Source organism: Nocardia sp. NPDC050713, assembly GCF_040654315.1.
Taxonomy (GTDB): domain Bacteria; phylum Actinomycetota; class Actinomycetes; order Mycobacteriales; family Mycobacteriaceae; genus Nocardia.
In genome coordinates this window covers 399,942-420,138 of the sequence record NZ_JBFAHS010000002.1, presented here as the reverse complement: position 1 = coordinate 420,138, position 20,197 = coordinate 399,942, and the positions used below count along the sequence as shown (strand labels likewise).

20 protein-coding genes and 2 tRNA genes are annotated in these 20,197 nt (G+C 65.6%); 14 read left to right on the top strand and 8 right to left on the bottom strand.

The window, feature by feature from the left end; translation table 11 throughout:
• Nucleotides 1-40: 40 nt before the first annotated feature.
• From AB0H49_RS05295 to AB0H49_RS05285, 3 genes are all read left to right on the top strand, one after another.
• Entirely contained in the window at nucleotides 41-820 is a 780-nt protein-coding gene (locus AB0H49_RS05295; RefSeq protein WP_357247393.1) for an alpha/beta hydrolase, read from the top strand.
• A gap of 677 nt (nucleotides 821-1,497) precedes the next feature.
• Nucleotides 1,498-3,189 carry a hypothetical protein gene (locus tag AB0H49_RS05290; RefSeq protein WP_357247390.1) on the top strand — a complete coding sequence of 564 codons (1,692 nt, stop codon included), beginning with the start codon at nucleotides 1,498-1,500 and terminating at the stop codon, nucleotides 3,187-3,189.
• 62 nt (nucleotides 3,190-3,251) lie between these two features.
• Nucleotides 3,252-3,668, top strand: a complete 417-nt coding sequence (locus tag AB0H49_RS05285) for a hypothetical protein (RefSeq protein ID WP_357247387.1) — start codon at nucleotides 3,252-3,254, stop codon at nucleotides 3,666-3,668.
• 173 nt (nucleotides 3,669-3,841) lie between these two features.
• Here the strand turns inward: AB0H49_RS05285 and AB0H49_RS05280 are convergent.
• Nucleotides 3,842-3,926: transfer RNA gene (locus tag AB0H49_RS05280), tRNA-Leu, on the bottom strand.
• A gap of 98 nt (nucleotides 3,927-4,024) precedes the next feature.
• A complete protein-coding gene (locus AB0H49_RS05275) occupies nucleotides 4,025-4,894 on the bottom strand; it encodes an NAD(P)-binding domain-containing protein (RefSeq protein ID WP_357247962.1) in 870 nt (289 codons plus the stop codon).
• Nucleotides 4,895-5,035: 141 nt separating this feature from the next.
• On the opposite strand from AB0H49_RS05275, the gene AB0H49_RS05270 reads away from it, so the two are divergent.
• From AB0H49_RS05270 to AB0H49_RS05260, 3 genes are all read left to right on the top strand, one after another.
• On the top strand, nucleotides 5,036-5,392 hold the full coding sequence (locus tag AB0H49_RS05270; protein WP_355001507.1) for a helix-turn-helix domain-containing protein: 357 nt from the start codon (nucleotides 5,036-5,038) through the stop codon (nucleotides 5,390-5,392).
• Nucleotides 5,393-5,482: 90 nt separating this feature from the next.
• A tRNA-Leu gene (locus tag AB0H49_RS05265) sits at nucleotides 5,483-5,567 on the top strand.
• An 805-nt stretch (nucleotides 5,568-6,372) separates the two neighbouring features.
• Nucleotides 6,373-6,612, top strand: a complete 240-nt coding sequence (locus AB0H49_RS05260; protein WP_355001508.1) for a hypothetical protein — start codon at nucleotides 6,373-6,375, stop codon at nucleotides 6,610-6,612.
• A 101-nt stretch (nucleotides 6,613-6,713) separates the two neighbouring features.
• On the opposite strand, the gene AB0H49_RS05255 is transcribed toward AB0H49_RS05260, so the two are convergent.
• Nucleotides 6,714-7,127 carry an SHOCT domain-containing protein gene (locus AB0H49_RS05255; RefSeq protein ID WP_355001509.1) on the bottom strand — a complete coding sequence of 138 codons (414 nt, stop codon included), beginning with the start codon at nucleotides 7,125-7,127 and terminating at the stop codon, nucleotides 6,714-6,716.
• Between the two features lie 17 nt (nucleotides 7,128-7,144).
• On the opposite strand from AB0H49_RS05255, the gene AB0H49_RS05250 reads away from it, so the two are divergent.
• From AB0H49_RS05250 to AB0H49_RS05235, 4 genes are all read left to right on the top strand, one after another.
• A complete protein-coding gene (locus tag AB0H49_RS05250) occupies nucleotides 7,145-7,378 on the top strand; it encodes a hypothetical protein (RefSeq protein ID WP_357247383.1) in 234 nt (77 codons plus the stop codon).
• Nucleotides 7,379-7,489: 111 nt separating this feature from the next.
• Nucleotides 7,490-8,050: a hypothetical protein gene (locus AB0H49_RS05245; protein ID WP_357247380.1), complete on the top strand. Its 561-nt coding sequence runs from the start codon at nucleotides 7,490-7,492 to the stop codon at nucleotides 8,048-8,050.
• A 17-nt stretch (nucleotides 8,051-8,067) separates the two neighbouring features.
• Complete coding sequence (locus AB0H49_RS05240) at nucleotides 8,068-9,402, top strand: peroxidase (protein WP_357247377.1); 1,335 nt, start codon at nucleotides 8,068-8,070, stop codon at nucleotides 9,400-9,402.
• Nucleotides 9,399-10,406: a hypothetical protein gene (locus AB0H49_RS05235; protein ID WP_357247374.1), complete on the top strand. Its 1,008-nt coding sequence runs from the start codon at nucleotides 9,399-9,401 to the stop codon at nucleotides 10,404-10,406. The genes AB0H49_RS05240 and AB0H49_RS05235 overlap by 4 nt, the downstream gene beginning before the upstream one ends.
• A 45-nt stretch (nucleotides 10,407-10,451) precedes the next feature.
• Here AB0H49_RS05235 and AB0H49_RS05230 read toward each other — a convergent pair whose 3' ends face one another.
• Together AB0H49_RS05230 and AB0H49_RS05225 are read right to left on the bottom strand one after the other, a co-directional pair.
• A complete protein-coding gene (locus AB0H49_RS05230) occupies nucleotides 10,452-11,192 on the bottom strand; it encodes a class I SAM-dependent methyltransferase (RefSeq protein ID WP_357247371.1) in 741 nt (246 codons plus the stop codon).
• Between the two features lie 1,099 nt (nucleotides 11,193-12,291).
• Nucleotides 12,292-13,665 carry a hypothetical protein gene (locus AB0H49_RS05225; protein ID WP_357247959.1) on the bottom strand — a complete coding sequence of 458 codons (1,374 nt, stop codon included), beginning with the start codon at nucleotides 13,663-13,665 and terminating at the stop codon, nucleotides 12,292-12,294.
• A 333-nt stretch (nucleotides 13,666-13,998) separates the two neighbouring features.
• Here AB0H49_RS05225 and AB0H49_RS05220 point away from each other — a divergent pair, with 333 nt between their 5' ends.
• Together AB0H49_RS05220 and AB0H49_RS05215 are read left to right on the top strand one after the other, a co-directional pair.
• The gene (locus AB0H49_RS05220) at nucleotides 13,999-14,451 is read left to right on the top strand and encodes a DUF6325 family protein (RefSeq protein WP_357247368.1); all 453 of its coding nucleotides are present in this window, start codon (nucleotides 13,999-14,001) and stop codon (nucleotides 14,449-14,451) included.
• 10 nt (nucleotides 14,452-14,461) lie between these two features.
• The gene (locus AB0H49_RS05215) at nucleotides 14,462-14,746 is read left to right on the top strand and encodes an SHOCT domain-containing protein (protein WP_355001517.1); all 285 of its coding nucleotides are present in this window, start codon (nucleotides 14,462-14,464) and stop codon (nucleotides 14,744-14,746) included.
• Here AB0H49_RS05215 and AB0H49_RS05210 read toward each other — a convergent pair.
• The 3 genes from AB0H49_RS05210 to AB0H49_RS05200 are packed head-to-tail and all read right to left on the bottom strand — an operon-like array spanning nucleotide 14,736 to nucleotide 18,530.
• The gene (locus tag AB0H49_RS05210) at nucleotides 14,736-15,272 is read right to left on the bottom strand and encodes a hypothetical protein (protein WP_357247956.1); all 537 of its coding nucleotides are present in this window, start codon (nucleotides 15,270-15,272) and stop codon (nucleotides 14,736-14,738) included. The two genes, AB0H49_RS05215 and AB0H49_RS05210, sit on opposite strands and share 11 nt — an antisense overlap.
• 7 nt (nucleotides 15,273-15,279) lie before the next feature.
• Nucleotides 15,280-16,677 (bottom strand): MFS transporter, encoded by a 1,398-nt coding sequence (locus tag AB0H49_RS05205; protein ID WP_357247365.1) that lies wholly within the window; start codon nucleotides 16,675-16,677, stop codon nucleotides 15,280-15,282.
• A gap of 11 nt (nucleotides 16,678-16,688) precedes the next feature.
• A complete protein-coding gene (locus AB0H49_RS05200; RefSeq protein ID WP_357247362.1) occupies nucleotides 16,689-18,530 on the bottom strand; it encodes a glycoside hydrolase family 15 protein in 1,842 nt (613 codons plus the stop codon).
• 591 nt (nucleotides 18,531-19,121) lie between these two features.
• Between AB0H49_RS05200 and AB0H49_RS05195 the strand changes: the two genes are divergently transcribed.
• Together AB0H49_RS05195 and AB0H49_RS05190 are read left to right on the top strand one after the other, a co-directional pair.
• Entirely contained in the window at nucleotides 19,122-19,535 is a 414-nt protein-coding gene (locus AB0H49_RS05195; protein ID WP_355001520.1) for a hypothetical protein, read from the top strand.
• A gap of 113 nt (nucleotides 19,536-19,648) precedes the next feature.
• Nucleotides 19,649-19,972, top strand: coding sequence for a hypothetical protein (locus AB0H49_RS05190; protein ID WP_357247359.1), 324 nt, complete (start codon nucleotides 19,649-19,651; stop codon nucleotides 19,970-19,972).
• The last annotated feature ends 225 nt before the right edge of the window (nucleotides 19,973-20,197 follow it).

Genomic DNA, 20,197 nt, shown 5'->3' with positions numbered 1-20,197 from the left:
TCCCGAGCGATCGCCGTCTCACCAGCACCCTGGAGCCGCCGTGCCGACCTTCCGTGTTCCCGGCGCCGACCTCGCCGTGGAACTGAGCGACGAGGGCGGCCACCCCGTCGTCCAACTCCACGGCCTCACCTCCAGCCGCCACCGCGACCGTCTGATGGACCTCGATCTCGGCCGCGGACTCAGCGGAACCCGACTGCTGCGGTACGACGCGCGCGGCCACGGCCACTCGACGGGCCGTACCGTCCCCGAGGACTATCGGTGGCCGGTCCTGGCCGATGACCTGCTGAAACTGCTCGACCACTGGTTCCCGGGTGAACAGGTGCACGGTGTCGGTCCTTCGATGGGCACCGGGACACTGCTGCATGCCGCTGTCCGCGATCCTGCCCGATTCGCCGGTCTCACCCTGCTGGTGCCCGCGACCGCCTGGCGCACCCGCGCCGCGAAGGCCGAGATCTACCGGAAGAATGCTCGCTTGATCGAGGAACAGGGACTCGACGCCTTCCTCGGTGCCGATCTCACCGTTCCTCGCCCGCCGGCCACCGTCGGAACGCCGGAAACCGTGCCGGATGTCGCCGAGCACCTACTGCCCTCACTGTTCCGCGGGGCAGCGATGAGCGACCTGCCCGCCCCCGAGGCAATCGCCGCGATCGAGGTGCCGACCACGGTGTTGGCCTGGATCGACGACCCCGCCCATCCGGTGTCGACCGCCGAGGCGCTGGTGGACCTGCTGCCGACGGCCACACTGGAGGTGGCGCACACACCGGCCGATCTCGCACGCTGGCCGAGCATCCTGTGCGAGGACGTAGCACGACACGGGTAGGCACGACGCCCTAGCGATTCGTTCTGGGGCCAACCGCCCGACCCAGGGATTCGTCGTCACAAGAAGGATGAGGTCCACAACGCACTGGTTCTGCACCACGTCCTCAGCGGCGGCCGGCTCAGCTTCCGGTACTTCGACTGGCGTCGGCCAGCGCACCGAAATCGCGTCTACGTTATGCCTTCGCACTTCAATGAAATGTTCTCGACCTCACAGCTCGACGAATGGGAGGAGAAGTGGTCGCGGCTGCGCCCCCGATACACGGTGACGCGGAGACCCTTCTCGCGGGATTGACCACCCGACTCAGGCTGGCCAGCAAAGCAGAAGCTGGGCGGTCAGCGGCCTGATGGCAACTGTGGATCCGCTCGATTGGCGGCTGACCCGGCACGACTCGTCCGCGAACGCCCCCGGGGCACCTCGATCTGCACCTGCCCGGTCGCCTCGGTCAACACCGTCTTCGAAGGGCTGCCGTTACCCGCATTGCCCATTCCCGTTCGGTCGGGGCCTAGCCCCTCTCGAAGCCCAGAGGCTCGGTGATCTTGTCGTTCAATGTCGTCCCCACGACGGTCATGGTGAACTGTGTCAACAGTCCGCTTTGAGCCCGCTACTGCCACCAATTCTGGGTGCTCGGGTACCGGCGTGGTTGCATGTGGGGGCGCGGCGGACGAGATGGAGGGCGTATGGGATACGACTGCACGTTGCACCTGGTGGACGAGGACGCGATCAGGGAGCAGTTCGTGCCCCGCTTGCTCGGGAGTTCGACCGAGCCGACCGCATTGGATCGAGTGCATCCGAAAGCGGCGGACGTGTGGCGGCAGGTACGCGAGCTGCTGCTCGGGACGGATGGGCACGCGGCGGCGGAGGCCGTGTCGGTGGCAGCGGTCATGTTCAGCGCCTCGATGCTGCCGTACCGCTACGAGCGGGGGCTGGCGCTGAGCCTGGCATTCGAAGCGGGACGGGTGTTTCCGGACGCGGTGTTCGAGCCGAAAGTCGAGTACGCGCCGGACGCGCTGTTCGCCGATGTGGTCGCGGCGCATCCGCAGGTACGGGGATGGTTCTCCTCGGGCTGGTTCGGCGGGAACTATACGACGGGGCTCTATGTGCCCGCCGAATATGTCGCCGAGGTGCTGGCCTGGGTGCAGGAGCAGCTCGCGCCGTTGCCCAAGGGTGCCCAGCGGAACTACCGAGGGATCGTGGCGACGCTGCGCGCGGCGGTGGATCGCAAGCTCGGATACTGGGAGGCAACGGATCTCGCGGTGCCCGCGGCGGGTGAGTTCCCCGGCGATCCGGAACTGATGTGGGCGCAGTACCTCGGCAACGACGGCACGGCTGTCGCAGCGGTGGAGACAGCACCGGCATCGCGCATCGCGAGTGTGCTCGACGACATTGTCGACGGCTTCCTGATGTCGCACAGCGACGGCAAGTCACCACAGGTGGAACTGTGGGACCTCGAGTCGTGGCCGCCGCGATTGGCGTTGCAGCGCAACGAATTCTGGGTCGCGGCCGCACGGGCCTCCGAGGGCGGATGGCTGGCGTACTCCACCGTCGACACCAAGGCACGCCCGCGCGTGTTCGCGCCGATCCTGGTGGACGGTGACACGGATGCACCGCGGGTGCTACCGGCCAAGGGACCGGACGGGGCCGACCTCTACTCCCACGAGTGCTACTTCCTCGGCACGCGCCCCGTGGTGTTGCACGAGGTGAAGAGTCACCTGCTGAGATTCGGCGGCATGCAACTCGGCGACCCGCTGCCCGGCCCGCTGTGGCTCACGGAATCCGGTGCCTGGGAACAGATTCCGGGCATCACACCGGGCACCGTGGTGAAGAGTTCACTCGGCGACGCCGCCCGCCCGGTCACCGGGGCCGCGCGACTGGCTGACGGTAGCACCGTCCTGATCTGGGACGGCAACGGCTACGAACTCGACCCCGCAGGCACCGGCTGCGTGCGCACCTTCGAGATGGCCGCACAACGCTCCTTCGTCGGCTTCACCTCGGCGCCCGCGGGCACCGACGGATTTTTCTACCAGTCCGGCCGCGACCTGCACGAGATCCATCGAGGCGGCACACCAATCCGGCACGCCGAAGCCTGGGCCAACGTCATGGACGTCCGCCCGGGACCGGACGACAGCCTCCTCCTCAAATTCGGCAGCAACGACGAAGGCAACGTCGGCGCCCTCTACTTCCCGAACGACCGTACCCACATCCCCCTCACCCCAGAAATGTTCGGCGACAAATCCAGTTACTCGGCCCTTTACTGGAGCCGATCGACCAACCGAATAGTCGCCATCGGCGGCGGTTTCGTCGCCGTTGCGGTAGAAACCGTACTGTCACAACCGAGATCGGCGGTACCCGAACTTCCCGACGAGGACTAGCACGACGCGGCAGTACGTCGCACCCACCCCTACGCATACAAGGGCCCCATCACCCACGACACGTGCGGACGGAAGATGCAAGGCAACTGGTTTCACGGCGCAGCCGTCTATCGATGCCGCTATCCCGCGAATACGCCCTCGAACACCCCCTCAACATCTTCCTGAAAGAAGACATACTCACCGACCCCGTCGACACCTGGCTCGCGGAGATATTCGAACCCGAACGAGTCGAACACACACTCACCCAACTCGAAGCCGCCCAACCCGACGCGATGGCGACGCCGAACCTGCTGCAACAATCGATCACCGAATGCGACCGCAAACTCGCCAAACACCGCGCCGCCCTGGAAGCCGGGGCAGACCCCGCGATGGTTGCCGCGTGGAGCAGCGATATCTACCGCGAACGAGCCGCCCTCATCGCTCAACTCACCGCAACCACACATAACACCCGCCCACCCCCAACGCATGAGCCTCGATGAAATCCGTCAACTGGTCGACGCCCTGGGCGGGCTGCTGGCGATCCTGCGCGCCGCCGACCCCGGCGACAAACTCGAGGTATATCGGGAACTCGGACTCAAACTGAACTACAACCACGAAACCGAGGAAGTCACGGCGTACGCCAACCCGCAACCGCAGGTTGGCGTACTGTCTGTGTCCGGAGGGGGACTTGAACCCCCACGCCCGATAAAGGGCACTAGCACCTCAAGCTAGCGCGTCTGCCATTCCGCCACCCGGACCGGTGGTGCTCAGCAAGGTTATCGGATGTGGCGGCTGGGGCCAAATCGCGGTACGAGTCGCTGGTCACCGGGTGGTTCGGGGGTGGATGGGAGGCGGGTCAGCGCAGCTCTTCGAAGGTGCGCTCGAAGGCGAGGGCGCCGTGGCCGTCGGCGACCTGGCGGTCGATGAGGGACTTGATCGGGCCGATCACATCGAGCGCGACGCCGGCGTCGCGGCTGGCGCGCACGATGGCGTCCATCGCGGCCTTGTGGAAGTTCAGGTGCTGGACGTCGGTGGTGTAGTCGCCGCCGTCGATGATCCGGCCGTACTCCGGAATGAGCTGGGCCATCGCCGTCACCCACGCGGTCGCGCGTTCGGCGAACGCGCTTGCGGAGGCCCCGGTGGAGCGCACCAGCGCCGCGCCGTGGAGGAAGCCGGCGAACATCGAGTACATGTTCGAGAGCAGGGCGAAGTCCCAGGTCGCGGCGAGGCCTGCGTCTTCGCCGAAATAGTCTGCGGCGGCGGCGGATTCGAGCGTCTCGCGGTTGTCGTCGAAGACCTTGCGCGACCCGCTGTACAGGATGGACGCGCCGGGCTGCCCGATCATCGGCGGCACCGCCATGATGCCGCCGTCGAGGTAGTCGATGCCGTGCTGTTCGGCCCATCGGCCGAGTTCGCGGGCTTCCTCGGGCGCGGTGCTGGTCAGGTTGATCACCTGCTTGCCAGACAGTCGCTCGGCGACCGGGTCGAGCGCGGCGTGCACCGAGGCGTGGTCGAGCAGCACGACCACGATCACCTCGCCCGCGCGCACTGCCTCGTCCACGGTGGCGACGCCGACCGCTCCGGCCGCGACCAGGTCGGCGTCCTTGCCAGGGGTCCGGTTCCAGACGGTGGTGGGTCGTCCGGTCTTCAGGAAGGCCGCCGCGAGGGCCTGGCCCATCGCGCCGAGTCCGAGGACCGTCACCGGGTTCTGCTGGTTCTCCGCCATCACGGGTCAACTCCTTGGGTGGGAAACGTTGTGGTCAGCGCGCTGGAATCAACAGTGCGCGAGGGACGTTGGGTCGACAAGTACCTACTATTCGGTCGGGTACTTACCAACACGTGTGTGAGCAGCTAGCGAGGTGCGGCAGTGGGCGCGAAGAGATCAGGACCATATTTCTGCGGCATCGACGCGGCCATGGACGTGATCGGCGGCAAGTGGAAGGCGCTGATTCTGTGGGAACTCGAGGAGTACGGTGTGCGCCGTTTCGGTGAGCTGCGCCGCGGCCTGCCCGGCGTCTCCGAGAAGATGCTCATCCAGCAGCTGCGCGAGCTCGAGGAGGACGGCATCGTCACTCGCGAGGTCTTCCCGGAAATCCCGCCGCGCGTGGAGTATGAGCTCACCGAACTCGGTTCGGCCCTCAATCGCGCCCTCGAACCACTGGGCGCATGGGGCCGCGACCGGATCGAGCGCATCGGCGCCGACCGGGTGCATGTCCCCGTGTGACCTGGCGATTTGGTGATCACCCCGGCCACCCGTTTATGATCATGATCCGCTGGCGACGCCAAGTCGTCACGGGCACAACAGAACACACCGGTCCGGGTGGCGGAATGGCAGACGCGCTAGCTTGAGGTGCTAGTGCCCTTTATCGGGCGTGGGGGTTCAAGTCCCCCTTCGGACACTCGATGCGCGGTTTCGCGGCAGATATGCCACGAAACCGTGTTTTGGTTTGCGCGGCGACGTGCCACACCTCCAAAGCGTGTCCGTTCGAGCTCTCGCGTTCCCGGCTGTCGGCTCGGTATGGCAACGGTCCGGCTGGCGCATCTCCGCGAAACGCCGACGGCCGACTTTGGACCAGGCGAACAGATCGCCGGAGCCAGCCTGCGCGGATGGCGAATCGATCACCGGCATCGTGCTCGCTGCCGCGCCCGGCCGCGGGCAAGCCGCATCCATGTCAACCCGAATTGGCATGACGTGTATCACATGCAGCTGGCAAACCTGCTGGGTGTGCGGCGGCGCAGCGCGGCACCTGCGGTTTTCTAGGGCAACTTCCGCATTTCCTCTATGCACAGTTAACCGACTGTGCGTAAACTGTGACCAAGCTGATATCAAAGAGGCGGCCGGGAAGGTTCGGCAGCCGCGCAGACGCTAGGTCTCCACGACCGCACGCCCCGCAGCTGCCATGAGGTCGGCGAGCAGAAGTCCGCAATCGACTCACTCGCGATCCCAGTCCTCCCCTCTCGTCTTCATAGTGAAGATCGACCCCCCGCGACACCGCGGCGGGCAGAGCGATAACGAGACGGTCCCCACGATTGCGTGGCGTGCCGAACAGTCGAGCGTTTCCACAACTTCAGAACTGCTGCATCGGCGAGCCTCAGCGGCTCATGGTTCTCGGGTCCGCGCTACCCGACCACGTTGCCGGAACTCGTTCCCCTGTTTCCGAGAATCCGATTCACAAGATCACTACCACACGCGAAGGAGCTGCAATGCCCGATACGATCGAAGACGCACTACATCAGGATTTCAAGCGCTGGAGCGAGCTGGTCGACCGCGCCGCACACGCGGACAACGAAGTCGAAAGGGAGAAGCCCGCTTTGGCCGCGGCAGAGCTGGAATCGAAGTGGACCCGCACCGCCACCGAAGTCTGGCGAACCCTGCACGACCAATGGTGCGAAAGCATCGACCAGACGCCGGCAAGGGTGAAGTCCGAATACGCTCTGCTTTGAGCCATGCGACTTCTACACCGGTTGCGGGCTGAGCGTCGCTGAGCGCGACGACGTGCTCGCCTCCGACGTGGAGAACGCGGCGCAGCGTCTTCGATGAGCGGTCACTGGCCGGTCGGCGCGTTGGGTGTCGAAACGGGACCACCCAGGGCCTGAGCTTTCAGCTGTTCGAATTCCGCGTCGGTGATGACACCGGAGTCGCGGAGTGCCTTGGCGTCGGCGATGCTCTCGGCGGGAGACTTGCCCGCGACTTGCCGGATGTACTGATCGGTGGCCTGCTTCGCCTCGGCCTGCGCCTGTTGGGCGCGCAGCGCCATGCCCCGCCCGCGCACGATCAGGTACACGAACGCCGTCAGGTACGGCAGCACCACCAGCGCGATCACCCACAGGGCCTTGGCGATGCCGGAGACGGTGTGGTCGCGGAACAGATCGATGAGAATCTGGAACAGCACGATCAGGTACGCCACGAAGGCGAACACGAGGATCGTGTACCACACGTAATCCCAGAACGAATCCATGCTGTGAACCTCCTCGGATGGATCTTTTCCGCGTCGTTGCCAGCCGTGGATCCCGGCCGCGGAGTAACCGGACTGCCGGTCGGCCTTTCGATCGAAAACAAACTCTTGTCTTCTTTGTGGTTCGTCCACGCTTCGGCGACAGCGCAAAGGTGTGGTTCGAAAATAGGCGCACGACGATGTCGGCGCCAGGCTTCGGCGAAATTGCCGAGCAAATGGTATGGATGATCGTGACTGCTAAAATCGCCGTGTGAACACCGCCAAGAGGCGGTCTGATCGGCCGTTGTGCGGACCACTTCTTCGCAACTCTCCATCGGAGAGCGGTCTGCTTGTTCCCGCCAACACCGCTGGAGACGGAGGCGGATATGACCACAGGTGACGGGGACTGGTCCAAGCCCGAGGCGATGGCCATCCCGAAGGAAGGCTATTTCGCGCTCGAGCAGGGGCGGTACGGGCCGGTATTTCCCCGCACACCGGCCAATTACGGCTTCTCGATCATCGCGAAGGTCAAACCCGGTCGTGAGGCGGCGATCCGGGAGTACGGCAAGCAGATCGAGGCCGCGGTCGCGGAAGATCCCACCGTTCTGGCGCCGCTGCGGCTGCACTACTTGCGGTGGGTGCTGTTCGACCTCGGCGACGGCTTGTGTTTCCAGTACCAGGGGATCTTCGACACCGACTTCGACAAGTACGTCGAGGACGCCATCGCCCTGTTCTTGTCGACGGGTATCACGACCGTGTTCGTGAACCTCGAAGGGTTCCCGGAGGACTGGAGGACCAATACCGAGGCGGTCGTGAAATTCTTCCGTGAGCATCAATTCCCGAGCTTCCTGGAGTACGGCGAGTACCCGTATGTGACGGCGGACGAGATCAAGAAGGCACTGCGCGTCAAGGCGGCGTTCTCCGGCATGCTCGACCAGATGCAGTAGAACCACGAGGTTCGTTGATGCTCGAACTCGACGATATCCAGCACCTTGTGCTCACCCGGGTGCCCGCGCTGGCCGGACGCTATGAGTTCCTGTCGTTCGCCAGTGGCGACGGTGGACGGGCGTGGCTGTCGGGCATGGTCGACCAGGTGGCCTCGGCGGCCGACGTACAGCGCTCCGTGCACACCGATCGTCGCTGGGTGACACTCGCGTTCACCTGGACCGGGCTGCGCGCGCTCGGCGTGCCCGAGCAATCGCTGGCGACGTTTCCCGAGGAGTTCCGGCAGGGCATGGCAGCGCGGGCGAGCATGCTCGGTGACACCGGACTCGCGCACCCCGACCACTGGGTCGGCGGGTTGGCGGATGACGATCTGCACGCGATCGCGATCCTCTTCGCCGGTGACGACGCCGAGCGCGCACGCTGGGTTGATGCGCACGATCGACTGGTCGCCGACCGCGCCGGAGTGACGGTGCTGTCGTCGCTGGACGTCGGGGCGGTCCCGCCGTTGGATTACGCGCACGACCATTTCGGCTACCGCGACCGGTTGTCGCAGCCGGTGATCGAGGGCTCCGGCGAACAGCCGACGCCGGGCACGGGCGCCCCGATCAAAGCAGGGGAATTCATCCTGGGATATCCCGACGAGGACGGTCCCCCGGTGGAACTGCCACAACCGGAGGTGTTGTCGCGCAACGGCACCTACCTGGCCTACCGGCGCCTGGAGGAACACGTCGGGCGATTCCGCGACTTCCTCGCCGAGCACGCCGACTCCCCCGAGGAACAAGAATTGCTGGCCGCGAAACTGATGGGCCGCTGGCGTAGCGGCGCCCCCTTGGTGCTCGCCCCCGAGCAGGACGATCCCGAACTCGGGGCCGATATGCAGCGCAACAACGACTTCGGCTACAAACACATGGACCCCTATGGCTATGCCGCGCCACTGGGTTCGCACATCCGCAGGCTGAATCCCCGAGACACCGCGGTGAACATGCAACGTCGGCGCCTGATCCGCCGCGGCGCCACCTACGGACCACACCTTCCCGAAAACGTTCCCGACGACGGCGCCGAGCGCGGAATCGCGGCCTTCGTGCTGTGCGCGAGCCTGGTGCGCCAATTCGAGTTCGCCCAGAACGTGTGGGTCAACGACAAGACGTTCCACGAGCTCGGCAACGAGCGCGATCCGATCATCGGCAATCAAGACGGCACCCTGGAATACAAGATCCCCAAACGCCCGATTCGCCGAACCATCAAGGGATTACCGGCATTCACAACTCTCAGGGGTGGCGCGTATTTCTTCATGCCCGGTCTTCGCGGCCTGCGTTACCTCTGCACCCGAGCCGACAGCGAGGTAGCACCATGACCGCGGCGCGCACGTACAACCAATCCCAGCTGCCACGCCCCTACACGCCCGGCGGACGCCGATTGAGCATCTACTGGACCTGGAGCTACCCGTGGGAAGCCCAGCGCGACCCCGCCGCGCTGGACAACCGTTTCTCCACCATGACCGAAGTGCGCCAGGCGACTTGGCCTGCCTACGAGACACCCGAGTACGACGCCGCCCACTTCCTGCAAGGCATCGCGGGAACGTTGGAGCTGTTCCACCGCTCCACGCTCCGTTTTCAGGAGGTCGCCGAAGAAGCCACCGGCCATCCCGTCGCGGTCTTCCAGCGCATTGATCAAGCCGGGTTCGAACTACCCATCGATGAACGCGTCCTCGCCGACACGGACACCCTCATGGTCTTCGGCCTCGACCACGTCCTGGGTCAGGCGGCGGCCAAGCCCGAGGAGATCGCGGCGATCCAGGAGTGGTTGCGACGCGAAGGCACCTGCCTGCTCCTCGCGCCGCACCACGACGTCGGCTGCACCGACGACCTCCGGCAACGCCAAGTCGAATACGAACACCACGGCGACCCGCTGGTGCCACGCCAACAACGGTTCAGCGCCTACACCCGCTCGCTCATGGAAGCCCTCGACGTTCCGGTGCGCAACATGTACGGACTTCGCCCCGCCGTCGTCGAAGACACGAAATCCATTGCGCCACTTGTCACTTTCCGTGACCGCGACGCCTTGCACCTGCTCGACGACGTCACCACTTTCAACTTCCATCCCCACCTCCCGCACTACCACCTCACCGAGCCCGCGAGCGAGTCCGTGCGACTGCTCGCGCGCCAACCCATCGACCTCGACCGACCGCACCCCTTCACCGCCGAAGGCAACACCGAGTTCAACACCCTGATCTGGTTGCCGCCCACCGATCACCGCGCCGGTGACATCGTCATGATCGACTCCACCAACTTCACCACCTTGTTCGGCGGAACCGAAAGCCTCACGAACCTCTGGCGCAACCTCGCACTCATGAAGTGATGCCGCATCGAAAACGGCATCGCGCACACCGAACCCCCGGAATCACTACCTGATCGCGACGACCAACGCGTCGTTGATGGACCGCCACGCCACACCCGCCTCCAGGAACCCGGCCTCCTTCAACCGCGAGCAGTGCCACGCGATCGGATGTTCGTCTCCCCCGCTGTGCTGATCGAAGATCGCGCGGCTACCCGCGTATTCCTCGGCCAGAGCTGGATCGCGTCCTACCTGGGCCCACCACTGCTCGAAGTCGAGTGCGCCGGTGATGCGGGCGCGTTCCTGATGGGACTTCTGGATGGTTTCGTCGAGCGCGTTGAGCAGTGGAGTATCGGGGTCGGGCATGTGATCGGCATTGGCGAAGACTCCGCCCGGTCGAACCAATTTCGCGAGGTCGGTGTACAAGCGGGTCAGCGGATCGGTTTTCATCCAATGCAAGGACGTCGCGGTGAGCACAGCATCGAACGACTCGTCCGGCAGGGAATCGATCCAACCGGGTTCGGCCACGTCGGCCGTCACGAAGGTGATCCGTGAATCCCTGTCGAACGATCCCCGGGCTATCGCGAGCATCGTCGGATCGATGTCGACGGCGACGGATCTCGCTTCCGGGAATCGCGCGAACAACCGTCGGCTGATGCTGCCGGGTCCGCAGGCGAGGTCCAGCACTCGCGGAGTCGGCCCCGCCGCGGCGGCCACCACATCCAGCATCACCCGGAATCGTTCCTCGCGTTCGGGCAGATAGAACTCCTGCTGCGTATCCCAGCTTTGCTGCCACGACTCCCAGTCCACAACGCCTCCGTATCCAGAAACAACTAGAAATGGCTGCCGAACAGTGGTGCGCACGAACGCCGGATCACTACCGGCCGAATGCGGGAGAGAATTGATTCTCGGCTGCAAACGTTACACAAATCCACCGCCGTGAAGTGATGACAACACACCGGGGGTGCTGTTGAGTCGAGATATGCGGTCGACGAGGTTGTTCGGCAAGCTGGCGAAGGATCTCGCCGCGCGGATGGAATCGGCCAGCGGCTGGCCTCGCACCCTCCGGCGAATCGTCGACGGGTTCGTCGAGATCGAGATAGTCGACCGATCGATGACCCTCGCGGCCCAAATCTTCACTTCGGTATTGCCCGTGCTGATCGCCGGGTCTTTCCTGCCCTACTGGGATCTGGCGGGTCGGGCGATCAACGACCAGCTCGGCTTCGACACGGAGATTCTCGTGTCCGGTGTGGGCACCTTCACGGTCACCGATCCCACCTTCGCGGCGTTCGGAGTCGTCGGATTGCTGATGGTCCTCATCAGCGGCACCTCGTTCGCCAAAGCGCTGGCGCGAATCTACGCGAAGATCTGGAACGTGCCGTCGATCCGGGTGCGCAACGCGTGGCGATGGCTCGTCGTCCTTCTCCTCGTTGCCTTCTCGGCCGTGCTCCTCGGCGCGATCAGGGAACTGACCGGGCTGCGCTACGTCGGTGTGCCGCTCGCCATCGCGGGTGAGCTGGCGGTCTGGATGCTCGTCTGGACTATCAGTCCGTACCTGCTCACGATGGGAAAGCTGTCCGGCCGTGTCTTGTGGATGACCGGGGCGCTCACAGCGTCCGGCCTGACGGTCGTCCGAGCCGCGGGAAGGCTCGTGCTGCCGAGGATCACCGATACCGCGTACACGAGGTTCGGACTGCTCGGGCCGGTGTTCACGTCGATCAGCTGGCTGTTCGTGCTGTCGGCGGTGGTGGTCGGCGCCGCGACGATCACCAAGGCGCTCGCCCTCGACGAGTCCCCGCTCGGTCGGTATCTTCGCGGACCGGCCACGGGCGATCGGCAGGAGCCGCAGCCGACCGACTCCCCCGCCATCCGGCGAGTCCCGGCCATCACCGAGGACGAGCCGCGCGGGTCAGGTGTCGGCTCGCTCCGTGGCCTCGGCATGCTGCCGGGCGGCAGCGGGACGGATCAGCAGTTCCAGCGCGAGCAACGCCAGCAGCGCGCCGAGGACGATCCACACGACCACGAGCCCGGTGGGATAGCGCCAGAACACCAGCACGAGGGCAGCGATGCCGATGACCGTCCAGCGTAGCGCCGGGCGAACTCGAAAAGCCCACCGCTCCACCGCATTCGGCGGCCGCGATCGCCGCACCGCGTCCATGCCGCGCCCGAACCGACGGCGCATCGCCGTGGCCGAGGCGGAATCTCCGGTGAGGTAGGCGCCGAGCGCGATCGCCAGGCCGAGCACGGCGACTCCGCGCAGCGCGGTCCGCAGCGGCACGAGCACGGTGTCGATGATCGCGGTGGCCGCGTCCGGTGACAGCACGTCAGCGGGCATGTCCTCCAGATACAGTGCGCGGGCGACGATCAGCGCGATCGCGAGGACCAGCATGCCCGCCGCCAGCGCGAGCCCGACGAAGACCAAGGCGCGTCTGCGGCCGCCCGCGGGCGCCGCGGCGATCGCGGCCACGGCGATCGCGATCGTCACCCACGGCAGTACCGCCGAAGCCTTGTCGAGATTGTCGACCGCGCGCTGTGCCCGGACCAGCTCCGGGGATCGGAACAACACGAGCTGTTTGTCGACCGCGGGGATTTTCTCGGCGAACGTGAAGCCGCGATCGAGCAGCCGTGCCTTCACGTTCTCGATCACCGTCCCCAGCGAAATACTCACCGTGCCGTTCTCGTCGACGGTCACCGACTCGGGGCCGGCGACATGACCGGTCGCCACCGCCACCAGCTTGGTGTGAGCCGCGCGGTTGGCTTGTATCCACAGATCCTCGAACTCGTCGCTGCGCACGTATGACAGCACCGTCTCGTGGACGAAGTCGCGTGTCTGCTGGGCGATCACCGGCGCGAGCCCTTCGACCGCGCGATCGACGCGCGGCCGGTTCTCGACCGCCGGAACGGTCTCGGTCAGGGCGGCCAGCGCGTCCGCGGTCATGCCTTCGATGTCGACGCGGACGAAGATCTCGTCGGTGATGGTGTTCGCGACTTCGTTCTGCAGGGCTGGGTCGGAGGCCAAGGGCGCCATCGTGGTCACATACCGGTCCGTGTCGAGGATCTGGCTCCGTACGTACCGGGCCAGCACAGTCGTGATCGCCAGCATGGCGACCAGCACCACCAAGACGGCTACGGCGGTCCACCGCCACGCGTGCCGCCGCGGCCGTGCGCCGCCGCGACCCTCCGCTCGCAACGCGGCCACCTCCGCGCGAAGCCGGTCGAGTTCGGCGCGTTCCTCGGTGCTCAGCCGTTCGTCGGGCGCGTCCCCCGGCACGTTGGCATTCATCGATATTCCAACTCCTGGAACGGACTCGGGCAAACACGGCAGCGTCGTGGTCGGCAACCGCCATAATTCTCTGAAGGACTTGTCTACAGAAGGCCTTTTCTGTTTCACCCATGTGGAAATGGGGAAGCGCCCTGCACGGTCCGGTTTGCGGCTGCGGTGCAGTGACCCGGGCTGATCAGCGGCGTACGCTATGCCTGAGAGTAGCACCGCGCACGGTGCGTTCGAGAACGATCTTCACCCCGCACAACCAGCCGAAACCGCTGCCACATCGAGAGCGATATGTAAGCGAGCCAAGCTGATACGGCTCTTTCTCATGATGGAAAGAGGGTTGCCGTGACCGAAACCGATATCGACGCGTTAGGCCCGGTCGATTATCTCGTGATCGAATTTCCCGCCGATCGACCTCCGGACGGTTCGGCGCTTCCCCTGCTGCGCGACCTCGTCGAGCGCGGCATCATTCGAGTGCTGGATCTGGCGTTCGTCCGAAAGGATGCCGACGGTTCCCTCGCCGGAATCGACATCACCGACGTGGGCCTCGAAGGGGACCTGGACATCACCCTGTTCGCCGAGGCGGGATCAGGCCTCCTGGACGAGGCCGACCGCAGCGAAGCAGCCGGGGTGCTCCAGCCGGGATGCTCGGCGGCGATCTTGGTCTACGAGAACAGGTGGGCAGCGCCCTTCGCGTCCGCACTGCGCCGCAAGGGCGCCCAGCTCGTCGCTTCCGGGCGGATTCCGGTGCAAAGCCTGCTGTCGTCGCTCGAACTGCTCGAGACGGAAAGTCGATAGGGAGGGTGTCATGCCAGGATTGCTTCGCGGCGTAGCCCGCACCGCAGTAATCTCCGGAACCGCGACCGCCGTATCGAACCGGGTCTCCCGGCGCCAGGGCGAGCGGTGGGCGGCGCAGGAGCAGGCGCAGCCCGACCCCTATGACCGATACGCGCCACCGCCCACACCGCCACCGAGCGGCGGCACCGACATGGACCGAATCACGGCGCTGAAAGAACTCGCCCAACTCAAAGCGCAAGGGGTGCTCACCGAAGCGGAGTTCGAAGCGGAGAAGGCGCGAATCCTCAGTGGGTGAGCAGGATCTTGACGATCACGACGGTCGCGGCGACCACCGTCAGCAAGACCGCGGCCAGCACGGATGCCCGAGTCGGGCGCTCGCCTTTGAGCCGACCGATGACGAACACGATGCCGCCGATGCGGACCAGCACAGCGAGTTCCGCGGCGACTTGGGCGGTTCTCGGCTCGACCCATCCGATCCAGCCAATCGCCAGAACGACGCACGGCAGTACCGCCGAACTGAGAATCGGGACGGAGTTGCGCAATTCGCGCAGTGTCTCGACTCGCGTCGATGGACTTCGATGACGCACGCTGTGTCCGACCGCTTCGGCGAAGACGTGCGCGACGAACGTGGACAACGCCGTCCCGAGGACCACAAGGATTCCGACGTACTTCTCGCCCGTGGTTACCGGAACCAGCGCTGCAAGAACCAGAACATTGCCGTAGATGTAGGCGCTGATGCGGCTCGCCGCGTTGTCGCGATCCAGCGGCCTGGTGCGCGAGAACAGCGGGCCGTGCAGCAGCGCGTGCGAGCTCGATGACACATCGTTGTCAGACCGCATCGGACGCTCCGGCGGGATGCGCCACGTCGTCTCGCGGCAGCGCTGTGGCGGCGAGGAGGCCGGCTATGGCGATGATCGCGAGTGTGGTCATCGCCGCGGCGTAGGCGTGACTCGACAGACCCGCGACCAGGATGGTGCCCGCGATGGCGGTGCCGAGCGAGGAACCGAGATTCGAGACGCAACGCGACAACCCTGATATCTCGCCCTGCTGGTCTTCACCGAAGCTGGACTGGACGATATCGACCGACGGCGTCAACATCACGCCGAGTCCCAACCCGATCAGCAGCAGCCCAGGCGACAACGCCCAGGGGGTTTCGAAGCGGCCCGCCAGCGCGAGCAATGCGCTGATACCGACGATGGTCACCAGAAATCCCGCGATAATCAGGGTGCGTTGCGAACGTCTGCGCGCCAACCGTGCCGCGCCGAGCGACGTCACCAGCAGCCCGACCGTGGCCGCGGTGAAGATCACGCCGGTCTGAATGGCGTTGTAACCGCGAACGACTTGCAGGTACGCGGCGACCACGAACGAGGTTCCCATCAGCACCAGCCACTGGATGTTCTGCGTGACGAGACCGAGGTTGGACGTGCGGTTGCGGAACAGGCTTGTCGATATCAATGGCACGCGGCCCGCCTTCTCCTTCGCGCGGATCGAGAGGAAGAACGACACCAGCACCACCACGCCCGCCGCGATCAGCACGAGCATGAGCCGGATGTCGTTGTCGGCGGCAAGGATTCCCATGACCAGCAGCACCAGTCCGACCGCCGACAGCACGGCGCCCAGGATGTCGAATGGCACGGTCGGGTCCGGGCGCACCGGATCTTCGATGCGGCGGCCGAGCAGCACGATCGCCGCGACCACCAGCGCTTGGAACGCGAACGCCGCGCGCCAGCCGATCCCCGAGGTGATGAGTCCGCCGAGGAGCGGTCCCGCCGCGGCGCCGATCCCGCCCAGTGCCATGATCGCGCCGAAAGCCCTTGCCCTGGAGGTGGCTTCGGTGAAGAACAGCGTGGTCAGGATGTAGACGGGCGGGATCAGCATCGCGGTGCCGATGCCTTCCAAAATGGAATTGCCGAGAACCAGCACGCCGAGCCCCGGTGCGAGCGCGCTCAGCACCGCGCCGACGCCGTAGATGACCAGACCCGCCATGAAACAGCGTTTGCGGCCGTACCGGTCGGTGATCTTCCCGCCCGGAATCATCAGGGCGGCCATCACCAACAGGAAGATCGTGATGACGGTCTGCACACCCTGCACCGTGGTGTTCAGATCGGCGCTGATGTCGTTGATCATCACGTTCATGTTGGAACCGGCGAAACTGCAGATGAACTGCGCCAGTGCCAGCGGAACCAGCACCCCGCGGGGTGGGGCGAGCGCACCGGTATCGGCCATCGGCTACTCACCTATTCGGTCGTCGCCGATCCGGCTTCGGCGCGGTCGAGTTGTTCGTCGAGGGCCATGGCGGTGGCGACGAGGGCGAGATGGGTGAAGGCCTGGGGGAAGTTGCCGAGCTGCTCGCCGGAGGGGCCGATCTCCTCGGCGAAGAGCCCGACGTGGTTGGCGTAGGTGAGCATCTTGTCGAACGCGTAGCGGGCCTGGGTCAACCGGCCCGAGCGTGCGAGCGCCTCGACATACAGGAAGCTGCACAGGTTGAAGGTGCCCTCGACGCCGCGCAAGCCATCCGGAGACGCCTCCGGGTCGTAGCGATAGACCAGGCTGTCGCTGACCAGTTCGCCGTCCATGGCGTCGAGTGTGCTCAGCCATGCCGGATCCAGCGGCGACAGGAAGCCCATCCGCGGCATCAGCAGCAGCGACGCGTCGAGCACGTCCGTGGCGTAGTGCTGCACGAACGCCTGCCGTTTCGAGCTCCAGCCCCGATCGACGATCTGGGCGAAGACCGCATCCCGCGCCCGCGTCCAGCTCGCCACATCCGCGGGCCGGGAGTAGTCGGTGGCCAACCGGATGCCTCGATCGAACGCGACCCAGGTCATCAGCCGGCTGTAAGTGAATTCCTGTTGGCCGCCGCGGGTTTCCCAGATGCCCTCGTCGGACCGGTCCCAGTGCTCGGTCAGCCAGTCGAGGAGATTCGCGAACACCCGCCATCCCCAGATGCCGCCGATGTCCGAGGACTGAGCCATGGCGTCGGCGGCCTCGCCGTAGATGTCGAGCTGAATCTGATCGGCCGCCGCGTTGCCGACCCGCACCGGCGCGGATCCGCGGTAGCCCTCCAAGTGGTCGAGTACCTCTTCCTCCAGGCGCGGGTCGCCATCGATCCGGTACATGATCTGCAGCGGTTCACCAGAGGCGGTGTCGCCGGCCTCGAGACGGTCGCGCAGCCAGCGCCGGAAGGCGTAGGCCTCTTCGGTGAATCCCAGATCGATCAGGGCCCGCACCGACAGTGAGGCGTCCCGGACCCAGGTGTATCGGTAGTCCCAGTTGCGTTCGCCGCCGACCTGTTCCGGTAAGCCCATGGTGGCCGCGGCGATCGGCGCGCCGGTCGGCAGGTAGGTGAGCAGCTTCAAAGTGATCGCCGAGCGGTTGACCATGTCCCGCCACCGGCCCCGATACGTGGACGAACGCAGCCAGGACTGCCAGAAACGGCGACACCGCTCGAGGTCGGCGATGGTGTCGTCGCGCTCCGGTGCGGCGGGGGCGGGCCCCTCGCTCCCCATGCTCGTCAAGACCACCACCGCGGTCTCGCCCTGCGAGAGCGTGAACCGTGCCGTGACGTCGCCGTCTTCGGCGTGCAGCGTCACCGGATCGCTCGCTTGTAGATGCAGGTCCGTATCCGGCCCGTAAAAGACCGCCGTTCGTTCGCCGCGCTGTTCCAGTGTGTGCTCGGCCCTCCCGTAGTCGAATCGGGGGCGGCAGGTCAGTGTGAATGTCAGGGTTCCGCGCACCACGCGGACCACTCGCACCAGCCGGTGTCGGTCGGTGGGTACGGGCTCCCGGATCGGCTCCATGAAATCGCCGACCTCGCCCACGCCGTCCGGCGCCATGAACCGGGTGACGAGAATGGCGGTGTCCGGCAGATACAACTGGCGAACCGCGGCGTCCTCGGTGGTGGATTCCACGGCCAGCCGGCAGAATCCGCCGCGCTCGCTGTCCAGCAGCGAAGCGAAAACGCTCGGCGAATCGAACCTGGGCGTGCACCACCAATCGATGGTTCCCGCCGAGGACACCAGGGCCGCGGTCTGCAGATCGCCGATGATGCCGTGCTCGGCAATCGCTGGATAGGCATTCACAAGCGCTCCTTCGGTAAGGGTGAATTGGACGTGGCACAGTTCGCGGGCTGCCCGCCCGAACGTCGCACACCACCCGTTCGGAAGCGCTCCCCTTCAGTGTGCGCCCGCACGAGACCGAACGGGGAAGGTGCGCGGAAATCGGACCGACACCGTACGGTGGAATTGCTGATGATATTGTGGTCTGGATCACACACAATGGCGTGTGTGATCCCGTTATCGATGGGCCTATTACCGCATCGACCGATGGGATGTCCGAGGAAACTCGAGCCCTAGTCGCCGAAATCCACAAGGAGCCGCCTGGCCAAGCGAGTCGTCCTCCACAGACGCGGAAGGCGCAGGATTCGCGGGCTGCTTGCCAGCTCGAATTCGTATGCGTTTCCGCGCTTCTGGGGAAGCGTTCGGGATATTCGAAAAACCGTCCCGCTCATACTCTTCGCACACCACCTGGATCGCCGTACGCGGCGCCGTCCGGCGGGAGATCCGAGGAAACCCGGATCGCTCGACCGGAACCAGTCGAGGCACCCCTACCGCTCCGGCAGGCACGGGGAGCCGAGTGAATCGCGAATCCACGAACCAGCGGAGGTGTGAACCATGACCAGGCCAACCGAAACCAACGACTATCCCGTCAGCCAGGCCGTCGCGGCCGGGACGTCGATCGGCGCGGCATTCCTGCTGATGATCACCGGCATCGTGTCGATCCTGCAGGGAATCTCCGCGATCGCCAAAGACGAGATCTACGTGGCCGGGCCCGAGTACATCTATCAGTTCAACACGACCGGCTGGGGCTGGGTGCATCTGATCCTCGGCATCCTCTTGGTGCTCGCCTCGCTCGGATTGATGGCGGGCGCGGGCTGGGCCAGGGTGGTCGCGGTGATCCTCGCGGGCTTGTCCCTCCTCGGAAACTTCCTGTGGCTCCCCTACTACCCGTGGTGGTCGGTACTGGTGATCGCACTCGACGTCGTGGTGATCTGGGCCGTGACGACCTGGCAGCCGAATCGCGTCTGATTCGGCCGGATTCACGCCGCCGCCGCACCCGAGCGCATGGGGTGGCGGCGGCGTTTCACGTCCGGTCTTCGGCGCCGCTGCGCTGGCCAGGTTCGGTCGAGCAGACTGAAGGGATGACGCGCCCCGAGCTGAATGCCCGACCGCAGTGGCGACGGACCGGGAACGCGAAGTTCCCCGTTGCCGCGGTCGTGGACGGCTCGTGGTGGGTCCTGCGGCTCAACGGGTTTCCCGATCACCCGCTCTGGACGCTCTTCGTCGACGGCACGCGGCGTTTTGACGTCGACGACGCGCCATCGGCATGGCGACCACGCCTTGGCGAGTCCACTCCCCTGCTGGACTCTGTGACAGCCGAGAAGGTCGTGGCGCCGATCCGGCGCTTCGTCGCATACGGCAGCGAAGTCGGCGATCCGTGCGACAACCCGTTCTGTTGCGGTTGACGCGACTCTGCACGGCGTGCGGCGAATCCTGCCACGCCTCAGCGCGCCCGGAATCGAATCCCACACCGGAAGGTCCCAAACCTCTCAGTAACCGTGTTACTCTACCGCCCGTTGCGCTGTGACGGGTGTCATGCATCCGGCGCCGTGCGACACAGGACACTCCGGCGACGGCGTCGGGGGTGAACTTCACGGAGAGTTTTCGATGCAGCGAGTGCACGGAAGGCG

What these genes read in the sequence shown, in the direction of transcription:
- AB0H49_RS05290 (WP_357247390.1), top strand. Translation starts at nt 1,498, where the DNA reads ATGGGATACGACTGCACGTTGCACCTGGTGGACGAGGACGCGATCAGG.
- AB0H49_RS05275 (WP_357247962.1), bottom strand. Translation starts at nt 4,894, where the DNA reads ATGGCGGAGAACCAGCAGAACCCGGTGACGGTCCTCGGACTCGGCGCG.
- AB0H49_RS05260 (WP_355001508.1), top strand. Translation starts at nt 6,373, where the DNA reads ATGCCCGATACGATCGAAGACGCACTACATCAGGATTTCAAGCGCTGG.
- AB0H49_RS05255 (WP_355001509.1), bottom strand. Translation starts at nt 7,127, where the DNA reads ATGGATTCGTTCTGGGATTACGTGTGGTACACGATCCTCGTGTTCGCC.
- AB0H49_RS05250 (WP_357247383.1), top strand. Translation starts at nt 7,145, where the DNA reads ATGGATCTTTTCCGCGTCGTTGCCAGCCGTGGATCCCGGCCGCGGAGT.
- AB0H49_RS05245 (WP_357247380.1), top strand. Translation starts at nt 7,490, where the DNA reads ATGACCACAGGTGACGGGGACTGGTCCAAGCCCGAGGCGATGGCCATC.
- AB0H49_RS05240 (WP_357247377.1), top strand. Translation starts at nt 8,068, where the DNA reads ATGCTCGAACTCGACGATATCCAGCACCTTGTGCTCACCCGGGTGCCC.
- AB0H49_RS05235 (WP_357247374.1), top strand. Translation starts at nt 9,399, where the DNA reads ATGACCGCGGCGCGCACGTACAACCAATCCCAGCTGCCACGCCCCTAC.
- AB0H49_RS05225 (WP_357247959.1), bottom strand. Translation starts at nt 13,665, where the DNA reads ATGAATGCCAACGTGCCGGGGGACGCGCCCGACGAACGGCTGAGCACC.
- AB0H49_RS05215 (WP_355001517.1), top strand. Translation starts at nt 14,462, where the DNA reads ATGCCAGGATTGCTTCGCGGCGTAGCCCGCACCGCAGTAATCTCCGGA.
- AB0H49_RS05205 (WP_357247365.1), bottom strand. Translation starts at nt 16,677, where the DNA reads ATGGCCGATACCGGTGCGCTCGCCCCACCCCGCGGGGTGCTGGTTCCG.
- AB0H49_RS05195 (WP_355001520.1), top strand. Translation starts at nt 19,122, where the DNA reads ATGACCAGGCCAACCGAAACCAACGACTATCCCGTCAGCCAGGCCGTC.
- AB0H49_RS05190 (WP_357247359.1), top strand. Translation starts at nt 19,649, where the DNA reads ATGACGCGCCCCGAGCTGAATGCCCGACCGCAGTGGCGACGGACCGGG.